Annotated in this window: 1 protein-coding gene (cut by a window edge); it reads right to left on the minus strand. The window is 65.3% G+C overall.

What is annotated here, in order from left to right:
* Window positions 1–22,766, minus strand: the 3' portion of a protein-coding gene (locus ACP16H_RS16880; RefSeq protein ID WP_425073422.1) for a tandem-95 repeat protein. 10,885 nt of this gene lie beyond the right edge of the window; only the last 22,766 of its 33,651 coding nucleotides appear in the window; the start codon falls outside the window, past its right edge — the gene reads right to left on this strand; the stop codon is at window positions 1–3.

Consider the following 22,766-nt stretch of genomic DNA (forward strand, 5'->3'; position numbering starts at 1 on the left):
TCAGAAGGTCGTCACCACCACGCTGCCGTCATCATAGGTGACGGTTTCCGTATGCGGCAAACCTCCGACATAGGTCACTTGTGTCGATGCCCAGTCATGGGCGTCCAGCCGGTCATCTGCAAAATACTCCGCCAGCACGCCTTCGACGTAGCTTTCGGTGATCTCGACACCGTCATCCATTTCGGTGAACGCCGAAGCCTTCCGCCCCTCTGAATCGAAGGTCGTGGTCACTGAATTCCAGACGAACACGTCGTCAAGATCCAGCGCCACCCGTGATGTGATCACACCACCAGAATACTGTTCGCTCCAAGTACTTCCATTCAGCAACTCCAGTTCCCGGCTCTTTAACTGACCGTCCACATCGTAATGGCTCGTGTTGGAACGGTCGTCGTCGTAGTTCGTCACCATGGTTGCGAGGTGACCCGCTGCGTCATAGGTGAGACGCACTTCGCTCCAGCTGTACGCATCGCCACCATCTGTGATCACAAACAGGTTTCGGATGCCATCCGAATAGTCCGTCTGCAAGCTGCGGCCATCGTCATACAGGGTCGTCTCTGACAGAGGTCTGCCAAGCGCATCATAACTGATCTGCGAACTCGTCCAGTCATGGGCATCGTTCGGATCCTGGCTGACGTAGGACGAGATGATCCCGTCGACATAAGTCCACGCGTAGGTGCGCCCGTCGTCGTATACATTGGTCCGCGTCGCAACGCGGCCCCCAGCATCGAAGGTGACACGCATCTCGTCCCAATCGTAGACGTCGGCAATATCGGTGGTCAAACGTGTCGCCCGGACGCCATCGGTATAATCGACGCGTGCCTCTCGCCCGTCGTCGTAAATGATGGTTTCGACAAGCGGGCGACCGGCGGCGTCATAGGTCGTCTGGGCACTGGTCCAGTCCTGAACATCGTTTTGATCCTCCCTGCTGAGGGAGTTGGCGACACCGCCGACATAGGTCCAAACGTAACTGCGTCCGTCATCGAAGAGGTAACTTTGCATAGCAACGCGGCCTTCGGCATCGTAGGAAAAGCGCAATTCGTCCCAGTCGTACGCGTCCGCAACATCCGTCGTCAAAATTGTCGATCGGGCCCCTGCGGCATACTCCACGCGGGTCTCACGTCCGTCGTCGTAGCTGGTGGTTTCGACAAGCGGCTGACCAGCGGCATCGTAGGTCGTCTGTGCGGACGTCCATTCATAGGCATTGTTCAGGTCCTCCCTGCCATATGAACTGACGACCCCGTCGACGTAGGTCCAGATGTACGTGCGACCGTCATCGAAAACGCTGTTTTGCGTCGCAATGCGGCCTTGGGCATCGAAGGTCTTCGTCACCGTTTGCCAATCAAAAGCATCGTTCGGGTCGCTTGCCACGCTCAGCGTCGGCAGACCGCTTTCGTAGTCCTGCTCCAGAAGGCTGCCATTGGGATACTCGACCACGAGCCGCGTCAGACCGCCGTTGACGTCAAATGTCTGATCGAGCGAACGGCCATCGTCATAAACAGTTACCCGGGAAGTAACGTTGCCCTGGTCGTCGTATGTCTGGGTCTGCTGCGTCCAGATGTAGGCGTTATCCGGATCCAGCATGTCGCGCTGGCTGAGCAGGCCATTGCTGTAAGTGATGTTCACGACAAGACCATCTTCGTATGTCGTCGAAGACCCTCCATCGTCCTGCAGGGTATAGCTCTGCAGCAGGTTTCCGAATTCGTCATAGGACACAAACTGCTCGACCCAGTCGTAGGCATCGCGCGTGTCCAGAATGCGGTTCTGCGAAAGGCTTCCCGAACCCGCGAAATAAGAGGCGAGCTGCTCGCGGCCATCGTCGTAGACGGTGAGCGAGGTCTGAAGATTTCCAAGGCCATCGCGCGTGTCGGAACGCAGCAACCAGTCTTCCGTACCCGCCACGTCAAAGACTGTTTCCGCCAGATCAATGCTGCCGGCCAAGGCCCCTTGGGTGAAGTCGATCACCTCGACGTCCAACAGGCTGTCGGTGTTGACACCGTTGCTCACGGCCAATTCGCCAGCCGCCGGTATCGTGAACGTGTAGTCCGAGGCGAAGCCCGAGAACCGAACCGTATCACGTCCCTCGCCACCGAGGATCGTATCGTCGCCTGCCCCCCCATCAAGGGTGTCGTCCCCGCCGAGGCCAAGGATGAGATCGCCGAATTCCGTCGCAACTGGCTGACCAGAAGGTGCTGTCAGCGGCGTGATGAGATCGTCTCCCTCGGTGCCGGTTATGGTTACCGCCCCGGTCTCATTGACGTCCGTTATCGTGACTGTGATGGCCTGCGTCGTCGTCAGCGCACCGTCCGTTGCCGACACGGTCACTTCGTAGGCATTGTCACCGTCAGAATCCGCCGGGGCCTCGAAATCCGGGGCCGAGATGAAGGTCAGACCGCCAGCGGCGTCGAGCGCGAAGAGTGTCGCATCCGCGCCGCCATCGATTGCAAAGGTGATCCCGTCGTCTTCTGCGTCCGTCGCCGCGAGGGTCAATACAGCCGTTTCATTCTCTGGCAGCGAAATCGCCCCTGCCGAAGTGAACACCGGCGCATCGTTCACCGCCGCGACGGTCAGGGTGAAGTCGTCGCTGACGCTCTCCTCCCCGTCCGAGGCGGTCAGGCGCAGATCGACGACACCGGCGAAATCCTGCGGCGGGGTGCCGCTGATCCGCAGGGACACCGCGTCGAAGACGATCCAGCCCGGCGCGGGCGACCCGTCCGTCAGCGTCAGCGTGTAGACAAGCGTATCGCCGTCCACGTCGGACACCGAACCGCCGGTCAGCGCCAGGTCAAACGCCGTGTCCTCGGTGCCGGTCAAGTCGTCAAAAACCGCTTCCAGCACCGGCGCATCGTTGACCGGCGAGACATTCAGCGTCAGCGCCTGCACGTCCTGCGCCTGTCCGTCCGAGACGAACAATTCCAGCGCCACGGTGCCGTTGAAGTCCTGCGGCGGCGTGCCGGTCAGGGTGCGCGTCGCAGGTTCAAAGGACAGCCATGCGGGCAGCGGGGTGCCGCCGGGGCTGCGCATCTCTACGACCAGCGCGTCGCCATCCGCATCCGCGATGGTGCCCGCGGGCAGCGTGATGCTCAGCGTCGTGTCCTCGGCCGCGAACAGCATCCCCGGGTCGGTGATGACCGGAGCGTCATTCGCCGCTTCGACCGTTACGTCCACCCGCGCAGTGTCGCGCGAACCGCCGCTGTCCTCGATCTCGTAGGTGAACCAGGCCGAGCCGTGGAACTCCGGCGCGGCGGTCACGATGACCTGCCCGTCGCCCGTCAACTCGACCTCGACGCCCTCGGCATCCAGGATGCGGCTGACAAAGAACGCCTGCCGGTCCGGATCGCTGTCGTTGGCCATCAGCTGCGTGACGAAGATCGCCAGCGGCTGGTCCTCGGTCATGGTCAGCACGTCGTCCACGGCAACCGGCGCATCCGGCGTGCCCAGCACGTCGATGGTCACCGTGGTCGGCACCTCGAAGCCGGTTTCGTTGGTCAGCGCATAGCGCAGCTTCAGCTCGCCAAAGAAGTCCTGCGCCGTGGTGACACGCCACATCCCGTTGGCCTGCTCGACAACCGTCGCCTTGCCCACGTAGCCCGAAGCGACCTCCAACCCGAGAAAGGTCACCTCGGACCCCAGCGGGATATCGTCGTTCGCCATCAGGTCCGCCGGGTCGATGTCGAGGAAGGTGTCCTCGAGCATCTCCAGCCCGGCATCCGAGACCGCCACCGGCACCTCGAACAGCGGCATGACCAGCACCTCGGCATAGCCGATGCTGGTGGCCCCATGTTCGTCGGTCACGCGGTAGTGGAAGCCACCGTCGCCGAAGTACCCTGCCCGGCCCTGGAAGACCGCCGTCTCGCCATTCTGGTAGACCGTGCCATTGTCCGCGTCGAAGATTTCCACGATCGAGAACGCGTCGCCCTCGATATCGCGGTCGTTGAACAGCAGGTCGGCAAAGTCGACCACGATGGGCGCGTCCATCTCGCCGACAAAGAACCCGTCGGGATTGGCGATGGGGGCGTCATTCACCGCTTCGATGTCGAAGGTGATCAGACCGTTGTCGCGGATGCGGCCATCGGTGATCGTGTAACGGAAGCTCACCAGCCCGGTGACGTTCTCGTCCGGCACGAACTGGTAGCGACCATTCGGCAGCTCCAGCAGGCGGCCATTCGGAACCTCGGTCTGCAAGGTCACAAACGACAGGGCGTCGCCATCGGCGTCCAGATCGTTCGCCAGCAGGTCGTCGATGGTGAACTCGTACGGCACGTCCTCGGTCGCGGCAAAGACATCCGTGGCCGCCTCGGGCCGCTGGTTGGTGCTCTGGACATAGACCTCGACCGTGCCGGTGCTCTCGCCGTGGCGGTCGTCGGTCACAGTGTAGGTGAACCGCGTCAGCCCGGCGAAATTCGGCGTCGGCACAAAGGTGATATTCGTCCCGTCAAAGCTGACGGTGCCGTTCTCGGCATCCGACACGCCGAGGAAGCGCACGGTATCGCCGTCCACGTCCACGTCATTGACCAGCAGCATCGCCGGTGTCAGCACCAGCTCGCCGTCTTCCTGCGCGGTGAAGTGGTCGGTGGTGGCAATCGGCGGATCCTGCAGCGAGGCCACCGCCATCACCACTTGCCCTTCGACCTCGCCCTCGGCGTCGTCGGTGAGGGTGTAGGTCAGCACATCCTCACCGGCAAAGCCCGGCGCGGGCGTGTAGGTCACGATCACACCGGGGTTGCCATCCACGGTAAAGCTGGCGCTGTCCGTGGCAATAACCTCGGTCTGGACGCCGTTGATGGCGTCGAAAATGGTCTGGGTCTTGACGAGGGTGACCTCGAAATCGCCCGACACGCCGAGCGGAACCGCCCCGGTGATCGTGCCGGTCTCGTGGACCACATGGATCCAGTCGGGCAGCGGGCTGCCATCGGCCAGCGTGCCGCTCCACTCTCCGAAGACGGTGACCCCACCGGAGGAATCCGCCCCGGGAATGTCGATCTCGTTGAACTGAATGTCGAGCGTGCCGTACTGCGGCTGGCCAAGGCCCGTGATGCGCAGCGCATCGCCGTCGTCGTCACGGTCGTTGACCAGCAGGTCGGCCAGCGCAAAGGTCACCGCGCCGTTCTCGAACAGGTCAAAGCTGTCCTCGTTCGCCTCGGCCAATTCGCGCGTCGGGCGGACGTTGAACACGATGCTGGCGGGGTCGTCCGACTGACCGCCCTTTTCGTCGTTGGCGTCGTAGAGGAAGGCCACCGACCCGTTGAAGTCCTCCGGCGCATCCAGGTCGATGCGCTCCGGCTGGTCCTCCACCTTGAAGGGAGACCCGTTGTCCACCACGACCACCGTAAAGGTCTCGTCCACCACGGCCTCGGTGATGAGGCTCATAGCGGGCAGCGCCCCGTCGCCCGCCACGTCGATCCGGACAGGCACCGCGCCGACATACTCCGACGGCGGCATCCCCGAGAAGGTCAGCGTCGACGCGTCAAAGCTCAACCAGTCGTTCAGTGGCGCACCGCTCTCGCGGGACACGCTCAGCGTCGGTGCCGACGACAGGTCGAGGCCGAAGAGGCCGAGCGCTTCGAGGCCCGCATCCCCCGCCAGAACGGCGTTGATCGCCGCCAGTTGCGGGTCCGTCGGGTCGATGACGAATTCCAGCGTAAAGCCACGGTCGGTGGCGTAGAATTCGTTCTCGGGCAGCGCGGGCTTGTCGCCCGGGGTATAGACGATCTGCACCCGTGCCAGCGTGTCCTCGGCATCCACGCCGAACTCGGAAATCACAAGGCTGCGCGTCGCCTCGTCAAACACCAGCCAGGACGGCAGCGGACGGCCACCGTTGACCTGCGCGGCAAAACTGCCGTCCGAGATGTCGAAGGTCGCCACGTCATCGGCGTCGCCGTCGAGCGTCCAGTCAAAGGCCTCCCGCAACTGGAAGCCGTCCATGACCTGCGCCTGCACGCTGATCCCTGCGGCAAGGTCGCCTGCACGGCCCTCGGCATCCCAATCGAAGCGGAAGACATGCACCGCCCCGTTCGACGGATCCTCGACAAAGACTGCCACTTCGACAGGTTCCGTCTGCTCCGGCGGCACGGCACCGCTGAATGTCATGGTCGCGGCGTCGAAGGACAGCCAGCCCGGCAAGTCGGTATTGTTGGCCGAGGTCGCGCGGACGGTGAAATCGGGCGACAGGAACTGGTGCGTCAACTCGCCCAGCAACTGCACACCGTCAAAGAAGATGACGTCGCCGTCGAGATCCAGATCGTTGCCAAAGGCCTCTGCCGGGATGACGTAAAGCGGCCCGTCTTCCAACCCGTTCACCACGTCGTTGCGCAGCTCCGGCCCACGGTTGAACGGCAGGATGGTCAAGTGCACGACCGCCGTATCGGTCAGGCCCTTGCCGTCGCTCACGGTGTACTCAAACGTCGCCGGCCCGTTGTAGTTCTCTCGGGCGGCGAATTCTATCATGCCCGCATCGGTCACCCGCACCTTGCCGTTCTCGGCAAAGCGGTAGACCCCTTCGAAGACCAGTTCATCATCGTCCGGGTCGGTGTCGTTCGCCAGCAGCACCGCCGGGTCGATAAGGATCGTGCCGTGCTGCAAGACCTGGAACCCACGATCGTCGCGTGCATTCGGCCCAAGGTTCTCCGGGCGCACCCAGATCTTGAATTCCAGCGTCGCCTCAGCACCGCGCGCGTCGATCACGTCGAAGGAAATCGACGCATCCCCCAGCGCCTCGGGCGTAAAGGTGATGATCTCGCTCAGCGGATCGAAGGTCTCGACCCCGTTGGACGAGGCATTGCCATCCGCGCCGATATGCAGTCCGACGAAGGAGAACGCATCCCCCTCGACGTCGTAGGCGCTGTTCATCAGTTGCTGCACGGTGAACTCGTGCGACTGGCCCAGCTTGACCGTCGCCTTGCCATCGCGCGAGCGGGGTGCGTCGTTCACCGGGGCAAAGTAGATCTCCACCTCGGCGGTCGCCTGCGCGCCGTCGTTGTCCTCGATGGTGTAGCGGAACCCGGCAAAGCCGAAGTGATCGGGGCGACCGAGGAACTCGATATACTGGCCATCCAGGCGCCAGGTGGCGTCGGTCGCCGCGCCGTCATACTCGTCCTTGTCCTCGTAGGGGCGGATCGCCTTTCCGTCGAGGTCGGTCAGCGGCTCCGCGCTGACGATGCGCAACCCTTCGGATTCGTTGTCGCCGTCCACGTCGTAGTCGTTGGCCAGCAGGTTCTCGATGCGGATGCGCAGCGGCACATCCTCGATGCCGTACTGGACGGGATCATCCATCGCCACCGGCGCGTCGTTGACCGGGCTCAGGTTGACCTCCACCCGCGCGGTGGACTCGCGACCAAACTCGTCACGTACCGTGTAGGCAAAGAACGCATCGCCGTTGTAATCCTGATCGCCGAGGAATTCGATCATGCCGTCAGCATTGATCGACACGCTGCCATGCTGCGCCGCCTGAACCGAGACCAGTTCGAGGTTCTCGATCCCGGTGTCGGCATCGTTCAGGATCAGGTCGGCAGGGTCGATCAACGCGATCTCGTCCTCGGTGCCTAGCAGGAACACGTCGTTTTGCGCATTGAAGCGGCCATCGCGCAGGTTCGCGGCGATATAGGCACGATCCCAGATGGTCCCGTCCTCGAACACGATCTGTTCGATGCCCTGATCGGTGCCAAGGAAGTGGTTCACCACCGTCAGCGTGTCGATCAGGTAGCCGTCGTCGCGCTCCAGTTCGACGAACAGGTCGTCGCCCATGCGCAGGATCGAGATGTCCTTGGCCGCGATACCCGCGCCCATGAGGACGCTGTCCACGTCGCCTGGCGAGAAGAATTCGTCACCTGCCTCATGGATGGTGTCCGCCGCACTGTCATAGCCGAACAGGTAGGTGTCAGACCCATAGCTGCCCGCGATCGTGTCGTCGCCAAAGCCGCCGTCGAATGTTTCGGACCAGAAGTCGCCCTGGAAGAGATCGGCGTGGATCGAGCCGATGTACTTCTCAAACCCAGAGAACTGGTCGCCTTCGGCCGCGCCACCAAAGCCCATGCCGACAAACAGGTCGAGCGTGACCGCTTCGTCCGAGGTGGAGTAGTCCAGCACGTCAAACCCGTCGCCACCGGTCATAGTGTCCGCGCCGTATCCACCCCGGAAGGTATTGTCGGACGCATCGCCGGTCAGGCTGTCGCCGTGGTAGCTGCCCACGATGACCTCGATCCCGTCGAGGCTGTCGCCCTCGGCATCACCACCCGAGGCCGTGCCCGTGGCAAGGTTGATGGTCACGCCGCCGGTGGACAGGCTGTAATCCGCCGTGTCGGTGCCCGCGCCACCCACGAGGCTGTCCGCCCCGCGCCCGCCGATCAGCACATCGTCCCCGTCGAGACCGATCAGCGTGTCGTCGCCGCGCCCGCCGGACAGCGTGTTGTCCGCGCCGTCGCCGGTCAGGCTGTCGGCGGCATCGGTGCCGAGGATGTTCTCGATCCCGTTGAGCAGGTCGCCATCGGCATCACCACCCGAAGCTGCGCCATCGCCGAGCGAGATGGTCACGCCCTCGGTGCCGAACTCGTAGGAAGCCCAGTCGCTGCCGGCACCGCCTTGCAGGATGTCACCGCCTGCGCCGCCGGACAGGGTGTCGTCGCCGTCGCCGCCGGTCAGCGTGTCACGTCCGCCGCGGCCTTCAAGCAGGTCGTCGCCATCCATCCCCGACAGAGCGTTGTCCTCTTCGCCGCCGCCCAGCGTATCGTCGAACCCGGTGCCGATGAAGGCCTCGATGTCCGTGTAGCGGTCGCCCGCCGCATATCCGCCCTGCCCGATCAGTGTCGACAGGTCCGCGCGCACCCCGGTGTTTGACCCGGCAAAGATTACGGTATCAAAGCCCGCGCCACCGCGAATGTCATCGGCATCGTCGCCTGCGTCGATCAGGTCGTCGCCCGCGCCGGCCTCGATCAGGTCGGCACCGCGGCCCGTGAGGATGGTGTCATTGCCACCCATCGCGCGGACCCAGTCGTCGCGATTGTAGCCATGGATCACCTCGTCCAGCGCATTGCCTTCGATGTAGTCCACCAGCGGTGTGCCGGTCAGCTCGGCGCCGTAGAAATCCGCAACCGTGGCATAGGCAAAGCCCGTGTCCTCGAGGCCTTCCTCGTCGGCGATGCGGTACTCGATGGTGACGTCACCGGCAAAGCCCGGCGCAAGGCGCGCCACCAGGAACTGTTCGCCCCGGAACTCGACCACCTCGAAATCGCCGATCGCGACGCGGTTGCCCTGCGCCAGCTCCAGCGGATCCCACAGCGCGTCCACGCCGACAAAGGTCGGGCGCGCGCGGTCGGGATCGTCCAGATCCACGTCGATGGTGCCATCGCCATCCGTGTCCGCCTGCTCGATGTCGAAATCGTTGAACAGCAGGTCCGACACGCGGATCACCAGCGGCACGTCCAGCGGTGTGACGAAGCCCGGATCGTAGACCACGGTCGGGTCGTCGTTCGACGGCACGATCACGATGTCCAGGAAGCCTTCGGTGACGAAGCCGTCGCCGTCCTGAAGGAAATAGACGATGCCCGACGAATAGGTCGCGTCGATGAAGGGCGTGAACAGGAAGTCGCCGTTCGCGTCCTCTTCGATCGTGCCGTTGACGAAGCCCACCGCTGCCGGTCCGAACTTGAAGAAGTCCGCCAGCGGGTCGATATAGCGCCAGCCGATGATCTCCAGCCCGTTGTTGTCCACGTCGCTGTCATTCGCCATCAGCGTGGACAGGTGGATGGTGACGGGAATGTCCTCGGGCACCAGCACCTGGTCGGTGACCGCCACGGGCGGCGCGTCAGAGGTCGGGTCAAAGTAGATCGTGACCTCGGCCCCGTCCACAGCGCCCTCGGGATCGGTGATAGAATAGCCAAAGGTCGTCTCGCCCCACAGCCCGTCATCCGGACGGAAGCGGATGATATCCCCGTGCAGCGCCTGATTGTGGTAGGTCGTCACCACGCCGAATTCATCCAGCAGCAGGTCGCCGTTCTCGTCGACGAAATCGCCATGCACCGCGCCCGAGGCGTTCTCGAACGTGACGGCAAAGCCCTCGACGTCACTGTCGTTCTTCAGCAGTTCGAGGATCGGGATTTCCAGCACGGTGTCCTGCGTGCCGCGCAGGATATGGGCCAGCGCCTCGCTGCGGTACATGTCGTCACGCGCCATGGGCCGGTCGTTGACCGCGCCGTAGACCAGCACGGCGGTGGCGGTATCGCGCCCTCCCTGCCCGTCGTCGATGGTGTAGTCAAAGCGCGCTTCACCATTGAAATTCGCGCGCGGCTCGAACAGCACCGTCTGGTTGTCGAGCAGGATCGCGCGACCACCCACGGCATTAGACACCGAGGCAATGACCAGTGTGCCTTCGGAGTTGGTGTCGTTCAGGAACAGCCTGTCCGCGCCGATGATGACGGGATTGTCCTCCAGTAGTGGGTCGCCGTTGCTGTCGGTCTCGAACCGGTCGTCGCGTGCATCAGTGCCGGTGGTGTCCGCCGTGACCGTGACCGTCGCGGTCGCCACGTCGTAGTCGCCGGAGGGGTCCGCCACACGGTAGTCGAAGGTCGCCGTGCCAAAGAAATCCTCGCGCGGGGTGACCACGACATTGCCGTTGTCGTCCAGCGTGACGCTCAGATCGGGGGTCGAGAAGACCTCGACGATGCTCAGCGCGTCGCCGTCCACGTCGCTGTCATTGCCCAGCAGCGCCGAGGCGACGATGGTCAGCGCCGTGTCCTCGAGCATGATGAACCCGCTGTCGTTGCGCGCCTCGGGCGCGTCGTTGACAGGTGCCACGTCGATGTAGACCACCGCCTCGGCGCGGCCGCCTTCGGGGGTGTTGGCCGCATAGGTGAACTGCGCCGGGCCGTTGTAATCCGGCGTCGCCGAGAAGGTGATGTCGCCATTGGACGACAGCGCCACCGAACCGCCCACCGCGTCGAACACCTGCCCCACGATCATGCGGTCGCCGTCCACGTCGTTGGACAGCAGACGCTCAACCCGGATGACCAGCGACTCGTCCTCGTCCATGACAAAGCCGGTGTCGTCCAGAGCCTCGGCCACAGGGCGCACGTTTACGTTGACCACCGCCGAGCCATAGGCGTTGCGCCCGTCGGTGATGGAATAGGCAATAGTCGTCGCCCCGGTGAACCCGTCGGCGGCGTTGAACCGCAGCGTGCCGTCGCCCGGCAGGGTCGCGGTGCCGTTCGGGCTGCCATCCACGCTGACCAGCGACAGCGCGTCGCCGTCCGCGTCGAAGTCATTGCCAAGGATATCCGAGAGTTGCAGCACCAGCTCTTCGCCCGTGGTGACCGCAAAGAACCCGTCATCATTCGCCTCGGGGGCGGAGTTGTCGAGCAGGTTGAACAGGTCGGTCTGCGTCCACTCCGTGCCATCGTCGAACACGAAGCGCTCGATGCCGCTGCCGTCGTCAGCCAGCGCACCGGCGACGGTCAGCACGTCGCCGGCATTGCCGTTGAAGGTAAAGCGCACGCTGTCGCTGCCTTGGAACAGCCGCGTCGGGATCACGTCCGCGACCGCCACGCCGGTGAGGTACAGCACGTCCGAATCCGCCGCGTCGCCGCCATCGCTCAGCCAGACCGCACCCAGACCCGGCGCCCAGGTGTAGCTGTCCGACCCGTCCTTGCCCTCGACGCTGTCATTGCCGCCGGTCAGGACGAAAGCGTCGTCGCCGTCGAAGCCTTCGATGTAATCCGCGCCAGCCGTCCGCACGCCGTCGACCGCCGCCGCGCGCATGTCGTCGCGGGTCCAGACCATGTCATCGGCAAAGCGGATCGACAGGGTGCCATAGAGGCCGTTCAACGTTCCCAAAGCATCGATCAGCGTCAGCCGGTCGCCGCTGGTAAAGGTGATCTCCAGGTCATAGCTGCCAAACCCGCCACGCTGCACCGACGCGATATCCGCCGGGGTAAAGTCGCCCAAGCGCACCTCGTTGGTGCCCCGGCTCCAGCTGTCCAGCGCGTCGATACGGTCATCACCGGACCCAAGGCCAAAGCTGTAGGTATCGTTCCCGCGCAGCCCGATCAGCAGGTCGTCGCCCGCGCCGCCGTCCAGCGTCTCGGAGTTGTCCGAACCATAGATCACGTTGTCGCCGTCGCTGACCTGCGCATCGGTCAAGAGCAGGAGGATCTCCGGGATGGACAGTTCCGTGGCCTCGTCCTCGATCACGAGGCGCTCGATGCCTGCACCGACACTCAGGCCGTTGGAAATGATGATCTGGTCATCGCTGCCGTCAAAGGTGATGCGCAGATCGGGGCTCGAGGTTCCCAGCCGCGCGAAATGCATGTCGGCCGCAGTATAGCCCGAGATGACCAGCGTATCGGTCGAGAAACCGAAACCGTCGCGCAGGATATCGCGCCCGTCCCCGGCGGCGAAACGATAGGTGTCGTCCCCGGCCCCGCCCGTCACGCGGTCATTGCCGAGGCCCCCGGCCAGCGGGTTGTCGCCTTCGTCGCCGTAGATGAAATCATCCAGTGCCGTGGGCACGCGGGCGATCAGGTCGGCCATGCCCCACTCGGTGCCGTCGTCAAAGCGCACGGTCTCGATCCGGCCCGAGGTCAGGGCGTTGTCGATGCGCACCCGGTCGCCGTCGCTGCCGATGGCAAGGATCATGGCTGAACCATCGCTCGACTGCGCCACGCGGACGTCGTCCACGGTGATCCCCGGCCCCAGCACCAGCACATCGGCGTCGCCGCCCGCGTCCACGATGCGGTCTTGGTCGTCGCCCAAGTCAAAGCGGTAGGTGTCGTCGCCCAAGCCCCCTTCGAGCAGGTCGACCCCCGCGCCGCCGCGCAGATCGTCATTGCCGCCCAGCGTAATCAGCCGGTCGTCGCCCGCCTGCCCGTCGACGCTGTCGGCACTCTCCGCCCCGCGCACCACGTCGTCGCCCGCCGTGGTGGCCAGCGCCATGGCGATCAGGTCGCCCGTGGTCCATGTGGTCGCGGGGTCGTCCGCAAAGGTGACCTGAAGCGTCATCGCCGGATCGGGCGCCATGCCCGTGTCGATGCGGTCCCCGGTCCCTGCGATCTGCAACACGATGGTCGGCAGGCCCGTGACGACGAACACATCCGCCGGGGCAATGCCCGCGCCGAAATGGATGGTGCTCAGCCCGTCCATATCCTCCAGCAGGTCCTGCCCGTCGCCCGGGTTGAAGACGTAGGTATCCGCCCCCGCGCCGCCGCGCAGGGTATCGTCACCCGTGCCGCCCGTCAGGGTGTCATCCGCCGTGCTGCCCTCCAGCGTGTCGTTGCCGCCGAGGCCGTCCAGCGCCGCGCCATCCAGCACACGCAGGGCATCGTCTCCTGCGGTCCCCGTCATGGCCTGCGCCAGCAGCGCCGTCAGGTCCCAGGTGGTGCCATCGGCAAAGGCCACCGTCTCGATCAAGCTCGCCCCTTGGACCGCAGCACCGACCAGCCGCACGCGGGTATCCCCGGTCAGAACGCGCAGCTCCAGATCGTCGCCCAGCATCACCACGCGCACATCCGCCGCCGTGATCCCGGCGTCGAATTCCACCACGTCCGCGCCGCCCGCGTCGGTCAGGATGTCCTGTCCGTCATTGGCCCCGAACAGGTACAGGTCAGCCTCTTCCCCGCCGATCAGCGAGTCATCGCCCAAACCGCCCCGGAACAGGTCATCGCCTGCGTATTGCGCGTCATCGTCGCTGCCGCGCAGGGTGTCGTTGCCCGAGCCACCTGACAGAGTGTCATTGCCCGCGCCGCCTTCGAGGCTGTCATGGCCCGCCTCGCCCGCGAGCGCGTCATTGCCATACCCGCCAAGGATCACGTCGTCATCCGCGCCACCGGCAAGGCTGTCATCGCCCGCCAGACCCGTGATGGTATCCGCGCCGCCATTGCCGAACACCAGGTCGGCCAGCGGTCCACCCAGCAGCGCCTCGGCGGTCTCGTCGCCATGCACGCCGCTTGCGTCGCGCACCAGCGTCACGCCGCCAAAGTTCTCGGGCGTCAGCTGCGTCGCGTCGACCCCCAGAAGCCGCAGGATCGACCGCCCGACGCCCGCGTCGTTGACCAGAACGATGGTGGTGTCCGCACCGTCCTGCACCAGTTGCAACCGGCCCGTGACAAACGGGTTCGGCGTGGCCGAGGACAGCCGCAGGATGTCTCCCGCATCGCCCGGGGTGAAGTCGGTGATGATATCCTCGGCGATATCCCCCGCGATCTCGAAACTCGGCAGGTAGCGATAGACATCGCGCCCCGCGCCGCCGGTATGGGTGTCCACTGAGGTATCGCTCAGCAGGTCGCCAAACACGTCATTGCCGTCACCACCGTCAAGGCTGTCCGCGCCCGCGCCGCCTTCGATGTAGTCGTCAAGCGCCGTGCCGGTGATGGTCTCGTCCGTGGCGTCACCGTAGAAGGTCGTGCCGTTCAGGCCCACGTCCGGAACCACGCGGGTCTCGATCTCGGCAAAGGTCAGGGTGGTGTGGGTATCGGTGAAATACAGGCTCTCGATCCGGCCCGCATCGCCCGCAAAGGCGCCCAGAACGGTGATCCGATCGGTGCTGCCCGAGAAGCGGATCGTCAGGTCCGCGCCATCAGCCCCGGTCTTGGAGAAGCGTACATCATCCGGCCCGTAGCCCGAGATTTCCAGCACGTCATCCGTGGCATCGCCCGCATCGTCGATCACATCAACGCCGTCGCCCGCCGCGAAACGGTAGGTATCGCCCTCGGCACCACCACTCAGGGTGTCGTTACCGGTGCCGCCGATCAGCGTATCCGCACCCAGCCCACCGTTCAGGCTGTCGTCATCGGCACCGCCGTCCAGCAGGTCCGCATCGCCGTCGCCGATCAGCGTATCGTCGCCCGCCTTGCCGGACAGCACGTCCGCAAAGGCCGTCCCGACGTAACTGTCATCCCCCGACGTGCCCGAGGTCGACAGGGCGCGCAGCCCTTCGAGGTCGATCTCCTGCCCGTCATCCAGACGGACTCCGGCAAAGCGCCCGATGGTCAGCGCGTACTGCAGGGTAAAGCGATCCTCGGTCCCGGCGATCCGCACCACAATGTCGTTGCCCGTCCGCGCGACCTCCAGGTCCTCTGCCGCGATGCCCGCGCCCAGTTGCACCCAGTTGATGCCCGCAAGGTCGACGAACACGTCCTGCCCGTCGCCCAGCCCGAACAGGAAGGTATCGTCGCCATAACCGCCTTCGACGGCGTCGTCGCCCGTGCCACCGGACAGCGTGTCCCCGCCTTCACCGCCCAGAAGCGAGTCGTTGCCCGCCTCGCCCGACAGCTCGTCCGCGCCGTCTTGCCCGGTGATCGTGTCATCGCCGCCCGCGCCGGTGATGGTGGTGTCGGCATCGGTCGCGGTCAGGGACTGGCTGTCATCATTGCCCGCAAGGCTCGCCGCCAGTACATCCGCCCAGCTCCATTCCGAGCCGTCGTCGAAGCGCAGCGTCTCGATCACGCGCGCCGCGTCATTCAGCACGCCCGCGATGATCAGCCGGTCCTCGGTCCCGGCCACGCGGATCATCACGCTGTCGCCGTTCACCTGGCTGACCACGAGGTCCGCCGCCGAGATGCCCGCGCCCAGCTGGATCACGTCCGTTCCGGCCAGATCGGTGATCGCATCCTCACCGCTGCCAAGGCCGAACAGGTAAGTGTCATCGCCCGAGGCATCCGACAGCACATCGCGCCCGGCCCCGCCGTTGAGGGTATCGTTGCCCGCACCGCCTTCGATGCTGTCGCGACCCGCGCCGCCGTCGACGGAATCCGCGCCCTCGCCTGCATCTATGGTGTCGTTGCCCTCGGCGCCCGACAGTATGTCGTCCGCCGCCGTGCCGTTCAGCGTCTCGTCTTCGCTCTGGCTGGCCGCAACCAACGCCAGCAAGGCGGACTCGTCCCATGTCGTGCCATCGGCAAAGACCACCGAAGTCACCACGGTCGCAGTCATCGCCCCCGTCAGGATCACGCGATCCTCGGTCGCGCCCAGCCGCAGGTGGATGTCATTGCCCTGCACGCTGACCACGATGCCGCCCGGCAGGATGCCCGCCGCCATCTCCAGCGTGTTCACGCCCGCCATGTCGGTGACGCGCACATTGCCGTGTCCGGTGGCAAAGACATAGGTGTCGTCGTCCGCCCCGCCCGCCAGCGTATCCTCCCCCGCACCACCGCTGAGCGTGTCGTTGCCCGACCCACCCTCGATGGAATCCGAGCCGTCACCGCCCAACAGGCTGTCGTCGCCGCCCAAGCCAAGGATTGTGTCATCCCCGCCCTGCCCCGCGATCACCTCGCCAAAGCCGGTGCCCGTGACCAACTCGGACGTGTCATCGGTGGCCAGCGCCATGGCGCGCAGGGTCTCTGCCGTCCAGACCGTGCCATCGTCGAAGGTCACCGTCTCGATGGTGCCTGCGGCTTCCATGCCGCCGGTGATGACGATGCGCTGCGCGCCGAACAGCAGCGCGAGGTCGGAGGCCCCCTGTCGTTTGACGGACACGTCGCCCGGCAGGATGCCCGCGCCCAGTTCCAGCACGTCGGTGCCGTCTTCGTCTACGATGGTGTCGATGCCATCGCCCAGACCGACCGCGTAGGTGTCATCGCCGGTCAGATCGGTCATCAGGTCGTTGCCCGCGCCGCCGGTCATCCGGTCGTTGCCCGCGCCGCCAACCAGCGTGTCCGCGCCCTCCAGCCCGGCGATCACGTCGTCGCCGCCCATGCCGTCCAGCCGGTCGTCCGAGGCCGCGCCCGTCACCGTATCCGCCACGTCGGACTGGTCCGCCAACACACCCGTCGCCACGTTCGCGCGGGCCAGCATTTCGTCCCGATCCCAGACCGTCCCGTCGTCGAAGCGCAGCTCGTTGACCTGGGTCCAGCGGTTCTGCTGCTCAATCAGGATGCGGTCTTCGCTTCCCGCGATGCGCAGCAACACGTCGTTGCCCTGCACCTCGAAGCTCACGTCCGCCGGGTCAATCGTCGCGTCGAACACGATGGCATCACCGTTGTTCGAATACCCCTCGTGCGAGATCGTGTCCTGCCCGAAGCCCGCCGAGAACATGTACTCATCGGCACCATAGGTGTTCCGCAGCAGGTCGTCGCCCGTGCCGCCGATCACCGTGTCGTTGCCGCTGCCACCATCCAGCGTGTCGTTGCCCTCGTTGCCGATCACCAGTTCGGCACGGCTGTCGCCTGTGACGGAATCGTCACCCACGCCGCCCGGGGCAAGCGGGATGATATCGCCGTTGAGGTCCAGCCCCGGCACGACCGTGGACATGGCACGCAATTGGTCCTGCGTCAGGGTCGTGCCGTCGGCGAACTGCGCCTCGGTGATGCCCCACTCCGTGCCCCAGTCATAGACCGTCACCCGGTCCTCGGTCCCGGCGAAGCGCAGGACCAGCTCGCCACCCTCGTAGGGCGTTTCCACGTACAGGTCAGCCACGTCGATGCTGGCGTCAAAGACCAGCGTGACGGCACCACCCGCTCGGTAGGTTTCCACCTCGTCCTGGCCAAAGCCCGCAGCGAAGCGGATCACCGCGCCGCCATCCTCGTCGTAGAAATAGTCGTCGCCCGCGCCGCCCGTCAGGTCATCAAGGCCCGCGCCGCCCTCGAGGTAATCGTCGCCTGCGCCGCCGTTGACCGTGTCGTTGTCATACCCGGCGTAAAAGCTGTCATCCTCGTCGGTGCCGGTCAGCGTATCCGCCATCGGAGCGCCCTCGATCAGGGTCGCCGTGCCGGATACTTCGGCCAGCAGGTCAGCCCAGGTCCAGGACGACGCGCCCGCGTCGAACCGGATTTCCGACAGCGGCGTGCGGTAGGCCGCGCCGATCAGACGCAGGCTGTCCCCGCCCGTGGTGGACAGGATCAGGTCGCCGCCCTCCAGCTCGGTGACGGTGATGTCCGTGGGCAGGATGCCCGCTCCGAATTCCACCACGTCCACGTCCGAGCTGTTGTAGCTCAGGTACAGCACGTCATGGCCGAACCCGGCCCCGAGGATGTAGGTGTCGTTACCGTATCCGCCGTCGAGCAGGTCATGCCCCGCGCCGCCATCCAACACGTCGTCGCCGTTCGAGGCATAGAGCGTATCGGACCCGGCCCCGCCTTCCAGCGTCTCGTTGGCCGAGGTCGCCTGGATGTAGTCGTCAAAGCCCGTCCCGGCGTAGACTCCCGCCACGGCAGAGCCGCTGTAGATCTCCTGCCCAAGGGTGCCGGTTGTATCCGCCGCCGTGATGAAATCATCCCATGTCCAGACCGTGCCGTCTTGGAAGTGGATCTCGTCCCAGCTGCCCCGGATGCGGCCTTCGCCGCCGGTTACGACAAGCTGGTAGGAGTAGTCGGCGTTGTACTCGGCGGTCACATCTCCCGGCAGCAGGTCCGTCAGGTCGACAACCCCTGTGCCGGTGTTCAACATCACCAGATCGAAGGCCCCTGCCACGCGGTAGGTGTCGTAACCATCCTGCCCGTACAGCGTTGTCCTGCCGCCGCCTGCGACCAGCAGGTCATCACCCGCGCCACCTTCCAACGTGACATTGTCATGCGCCCCGGTCAGCGTGTCATTGCCCGCCAGCCCGTCGACGGTGTCGCCGATCCCCGTGGTTGTCAGCACATCGTCCGAGATGTCGCCCCAGACGATCTGCCCTTCAGAGAACGGCAGGGCGATGGCTTGCAGGTCAGCGACGGTCCAGGAGCTGCCATCAGCCTCGAAGCGGATTTCGTAATCCACATCACTTGCAACAGGCCCCTCGACCGGCCCCTCCAGGCCGCCTCCCGCCAACAGACCGGTCAGCTCGACACGGTCGCCGGTCCCGGCAAAGCCTATGTAAAGGCTCCCAAACCCGTCGTCGTAAACCTCAAGGTCCGCAGGCGACAACGACGCGTCAAAGACCACGATGCTCGGGCCTTCGCCCGCGTCGCCGTATTCCCGGACAAGGTCGCGGCCAAAGCCCGCGCTGAACCGGTAGGTGTCTTGGTTGTCGCCGCCATACAGCGAGTCATTGCCCGCGCCGCCCACCAGCGAATCCATGCCGGTGCTGCCGTAGAGCGCATCATTGCCCGAGCCACCCAGCAGGCTGTCGTCGCCCTCGCCGCCGGACAGGTAATCGTTGCCCCACTGCCCGTCGAGCGTGTCACTGCCCAGCCTGCCGTACAGATAATCGTCGGAATTCGCGCCGATCAGGCTGTCGTCCACCGCGCCGGTCTCGGCCATGATCACCAGCCCGTCGGCGTTCGGCGCAAGCGCTGCCGCCTGCATGTCCGCCAGCGTCCACACGGTGCCATCGGCAAAGCGCACCTCGTCGATGCTGCCCGTCACCGGAGCCGGGTCCATGCCGCCGATGATCGTCAGACGGTCTCCGCCCGCGAATTTCAGCAGCAGGTCACCCTCGGCGGCGCCCGCGCGTTCCACCGTCACATCGGCAGGCAGGATGCCCGCCGCCAGCAGGACCACGTCGACGTTCTCGCCCGCGCCATTGGTGCCGCCGTCGTCGATGGTGTCCTGACCAAAGCCCGGGGCGAACACGTAGGTGTCGTCGCCATCCATGCCCGCCAGCAGGTCGTTGCCGGTGCCACCGTCCAGTGTTTCATCCGCCACACCGCCGGTCAGGCTGTCGTTACCGCCAAGACCAGACAGCAGCGCGCCCGTGGACGAAAGGCCGTTGACCGTGTCGTCGCCCGCACCGCCCTCGATCACGTTCGTCGCCGGATCGCCCTGCTGGGCAATCCCCGTGGCCCCCGGCCAGGGCAGCGCCGCCGCCAGCACCTGGGCCTGCGTCAGGGTCGTGCCATCCGCCTCGAAATCGAAGAACTCGACGATGAAGGGGTTCAGCCCCGACCCCGTGCCACCGACAATGCGCAGCAGATCACCGCCCGCCACCGCCGCCAGCAGGTCGCTACCATCGGCGTAGAAGGTCACATCCGCCGCCGCGATGGTCGCGTCGAACACCACCCGGTCGTTGCCTGCCAGATACCAGGACCCGTCGCGCTCGATGATCGTGTCGTGACCGAACCCAAGCCCGAAGCGGTAGCTGTCGTCGTTCGCGCCACCCTGCAGGAAGTCGTCGCCCGCGCCCCCGGTCAGCGTATCGTTGTTGTTGTCCCCATAGAGCGAGTCATTGCCCGCACCGCCATCCAGCACGTCATGGTTGGTCCCGCCTTCGAGCCGGTCAAATCCATCATCGCCAGACAGCGTGTCATTGCCGCTACCGCCAAGGAGCGTGTCGTCGCCATCGCCACCGACGATGGAATCCACGTCATTACCGCCATCCAGCAGGTCATCCCCTGCCCCGCCGTCCAGCGTGTCGACCCCGGCGTTGCCATAGACGGTATCGTCGCCCCCCAGCGCCGCGATGCTGTCCGCCGTGCTCTGCCCCGCGATGTCGTCGTCACCCTCGGTCGTCTCCGTCAGCGACGCCAGCATCTCGTCTAGCGTCATCGTTCGGCCGTCATCGAAGACCAGCGTCTCGATGAAGTAATAGTTGTGCGTCGCGCCGTTCAGGATCAGCAGTCGGTCCTCGCTGCCCTCGAACCGCAGTTCGAGATGCGCATTCGTGGAGTTCGGATCCTCGACGCGCCGGATGCGCAGGTCGTCCATGGACAGCCCCGGACCGAACACGATCTGGTCCGCGCCTGAATTGTTCCACGCGCCGTTGTCCGCCACCGTGTCCTGACCAAAGCCCGCCTCGAAGACATAGGTGTCGTTCTGATGCCCACCTTGCAGGAAATCGTTGCCCGTTCCGCCGGTCAGCGTGTCCGCGCCCTCGCGCCCGTACAGCGTGTCATTGCCCGCCGCTCCGTTCAGCGCCTCGGCGTCATAGCTGCCGTGCAGCAGCTGGTCGTCATCCGTCGCCGTCAGCCCCATGTCCACCAGCTGCGCATGGGTCAGCTCGGTGCCATCGGCAAAGCCGAAGGTCTCGATCCGGTAGTAGTTGTGCGTCAGCGAGCGATCCAGACGGATGCTGCCCGGCTGCCCCGCAAAGCTCAGGATCAGGTCGGTATCGTCGATCTCCACCCGAAGATCCGCGGCCTCGAGCCCGGCGCCGAACACCATGCGATCCGCGCCGGAATTGTTCCACGCGCCGTTGTCCGACACTGTGTCGTCCCCGAACCCGACGTCGAAAACGTAGGTGTCGTTCTGCGCGCCGCCTTCCAGGAAGTCTTCGCCGCTGCCGCCGGTCAGCGTGTCGTCGCCGTTCTTCGCATAGATCGTGTCATTGCCGATGCCGCCGTCAAAGGCATCGGGGTCATAGGTGCCCTCGATCAGCTGGTCAGCCTCGGTCGCGACAAAGCCCAAGGCCATCAGGTCGGCATGGCTGAGTTCCGTGCCATCGTCAAAACGCACGGACTCGATGCGGTAATAATTGTCGTTCAGCCCACGCTCGATGCGGATCCGGTCCTCGGTCCCGGCAAAGCTCAGCAGCAGGTCGATGCCATCGCCCGCCACGCGCAAGTCCGCCACGTCCAGCCCCGCACCGAACTCGATCACATCGGCGCCCGAGTTGTTCCACGCCCCGTAGTCGCTGATGGTGTCCTGCCCGAACCCGACCTCGAACCGATAGGTATCGTTCTGTGCGTTGCCTTGCAGGAAATCGTTGCCCGACCCGCCGGTCAGCGTGTCATCGCCGTTGTTGCCCGTCAGGGTATCGTTGCCCGCCGCACCGTCGATCTGGTCGGGGTCGAGGCTCCCGCGCATGTCCTGATCGGCGTCCGATCCCACCAGCGCCAGCGCCACCAGTTCGGGATGGGTCATCACCGTGCCATCGGCGAACTCGAAACTCTCTACGCGGTAGCGGTCGCTGTTCATCGAAGCCGACAGGCGCAGGCTGTCCCCAGTGGCGAAGCTTATGATCAGGTCGTTGGCCTGAACCTCGACTTCCATTTCGGCGGCCAGCAAGCCCGCGCCGAACACCACCTTGTCGGCGGGCGAATTGAAGTTCGGGCCGTTCTCGGAAATCGTGTCATCGCCAAAGCCCGGCGCAAAGACGTAGGTGTCGTTGTTCCCCTGCCCTGAGAGGAAGTCATCCCCCGGCCCGCCGGTGATCGTATCGTCACCATTGCCGCCAGTGATGGAATCGTCGCCCCAGCTGCCGTCCAGCGTGTCGGCACCGGTGGTCCCCGTCACCGTCAGCGGTGCGGTGGTCGCGTAGGGGGCGCCGTTGAAGTTGCCACCGCTGAGCGCCGCCAGCGTCACCCCTTCAAGGCGGAACAGACGCCGCGCATCGTCGAGGTCCAGCGTGCCTGCGTCCACGAAGAACACGTAGACGTCCGCGCCCTCCTGCCGGGCGACGATCTCGCCCACCAACCCTGCGGCCAGCCGGATGTCCAGCACGTCCCCCAGGTCACCCGGTTCGAAACCCTGCACCGTTAACAGCCCGGTGCCATCGTCGATCTCCGGCACGAAGGTCTCGAACGTGTCGACCACGCCCGCCGTCGACACGTAGGTGCGTGGCAAGGGCGAGGTGGTGGTGGTCCCGCCGTCCCCGCCACCCGTGCCGGGATCAGTGACCGCATCACCATGCGCCCGCGCGAACAGCGCGTCGATGAACGGATCGGCATCCGGCACGCTGGGGAACAGCGTCCCCTGTGCCGTCGCCTCGTCCACCAGCAGCGCGGTGACCTGCGCCGCCGTCAGGGGCGTTTCACCGGTGAAGGCAAAGACCTCGATCGGCACCTCGCTGAAGCCATACTGGTCCTGCACCCGCAGCACATCGGCATGACCAACGAAGCGGATCACCAGGTCGTCACCCTCGCGCACGGCGACCATGTCCGACTGGCTGAACCCCGTGCCAAAGCGCACGGTGTCATCGGTGAATAGCCAGC

The sequence above is a fragment of the Sagittula sp. S175 genome (genome assembly GCF_049800975.1).
Taxonomy (GTDB): Bacteria; Pseudomonadota; Alphaproteobacteria; order Rhodobacterales; family Rhodobacteraceae; genus Sagittula.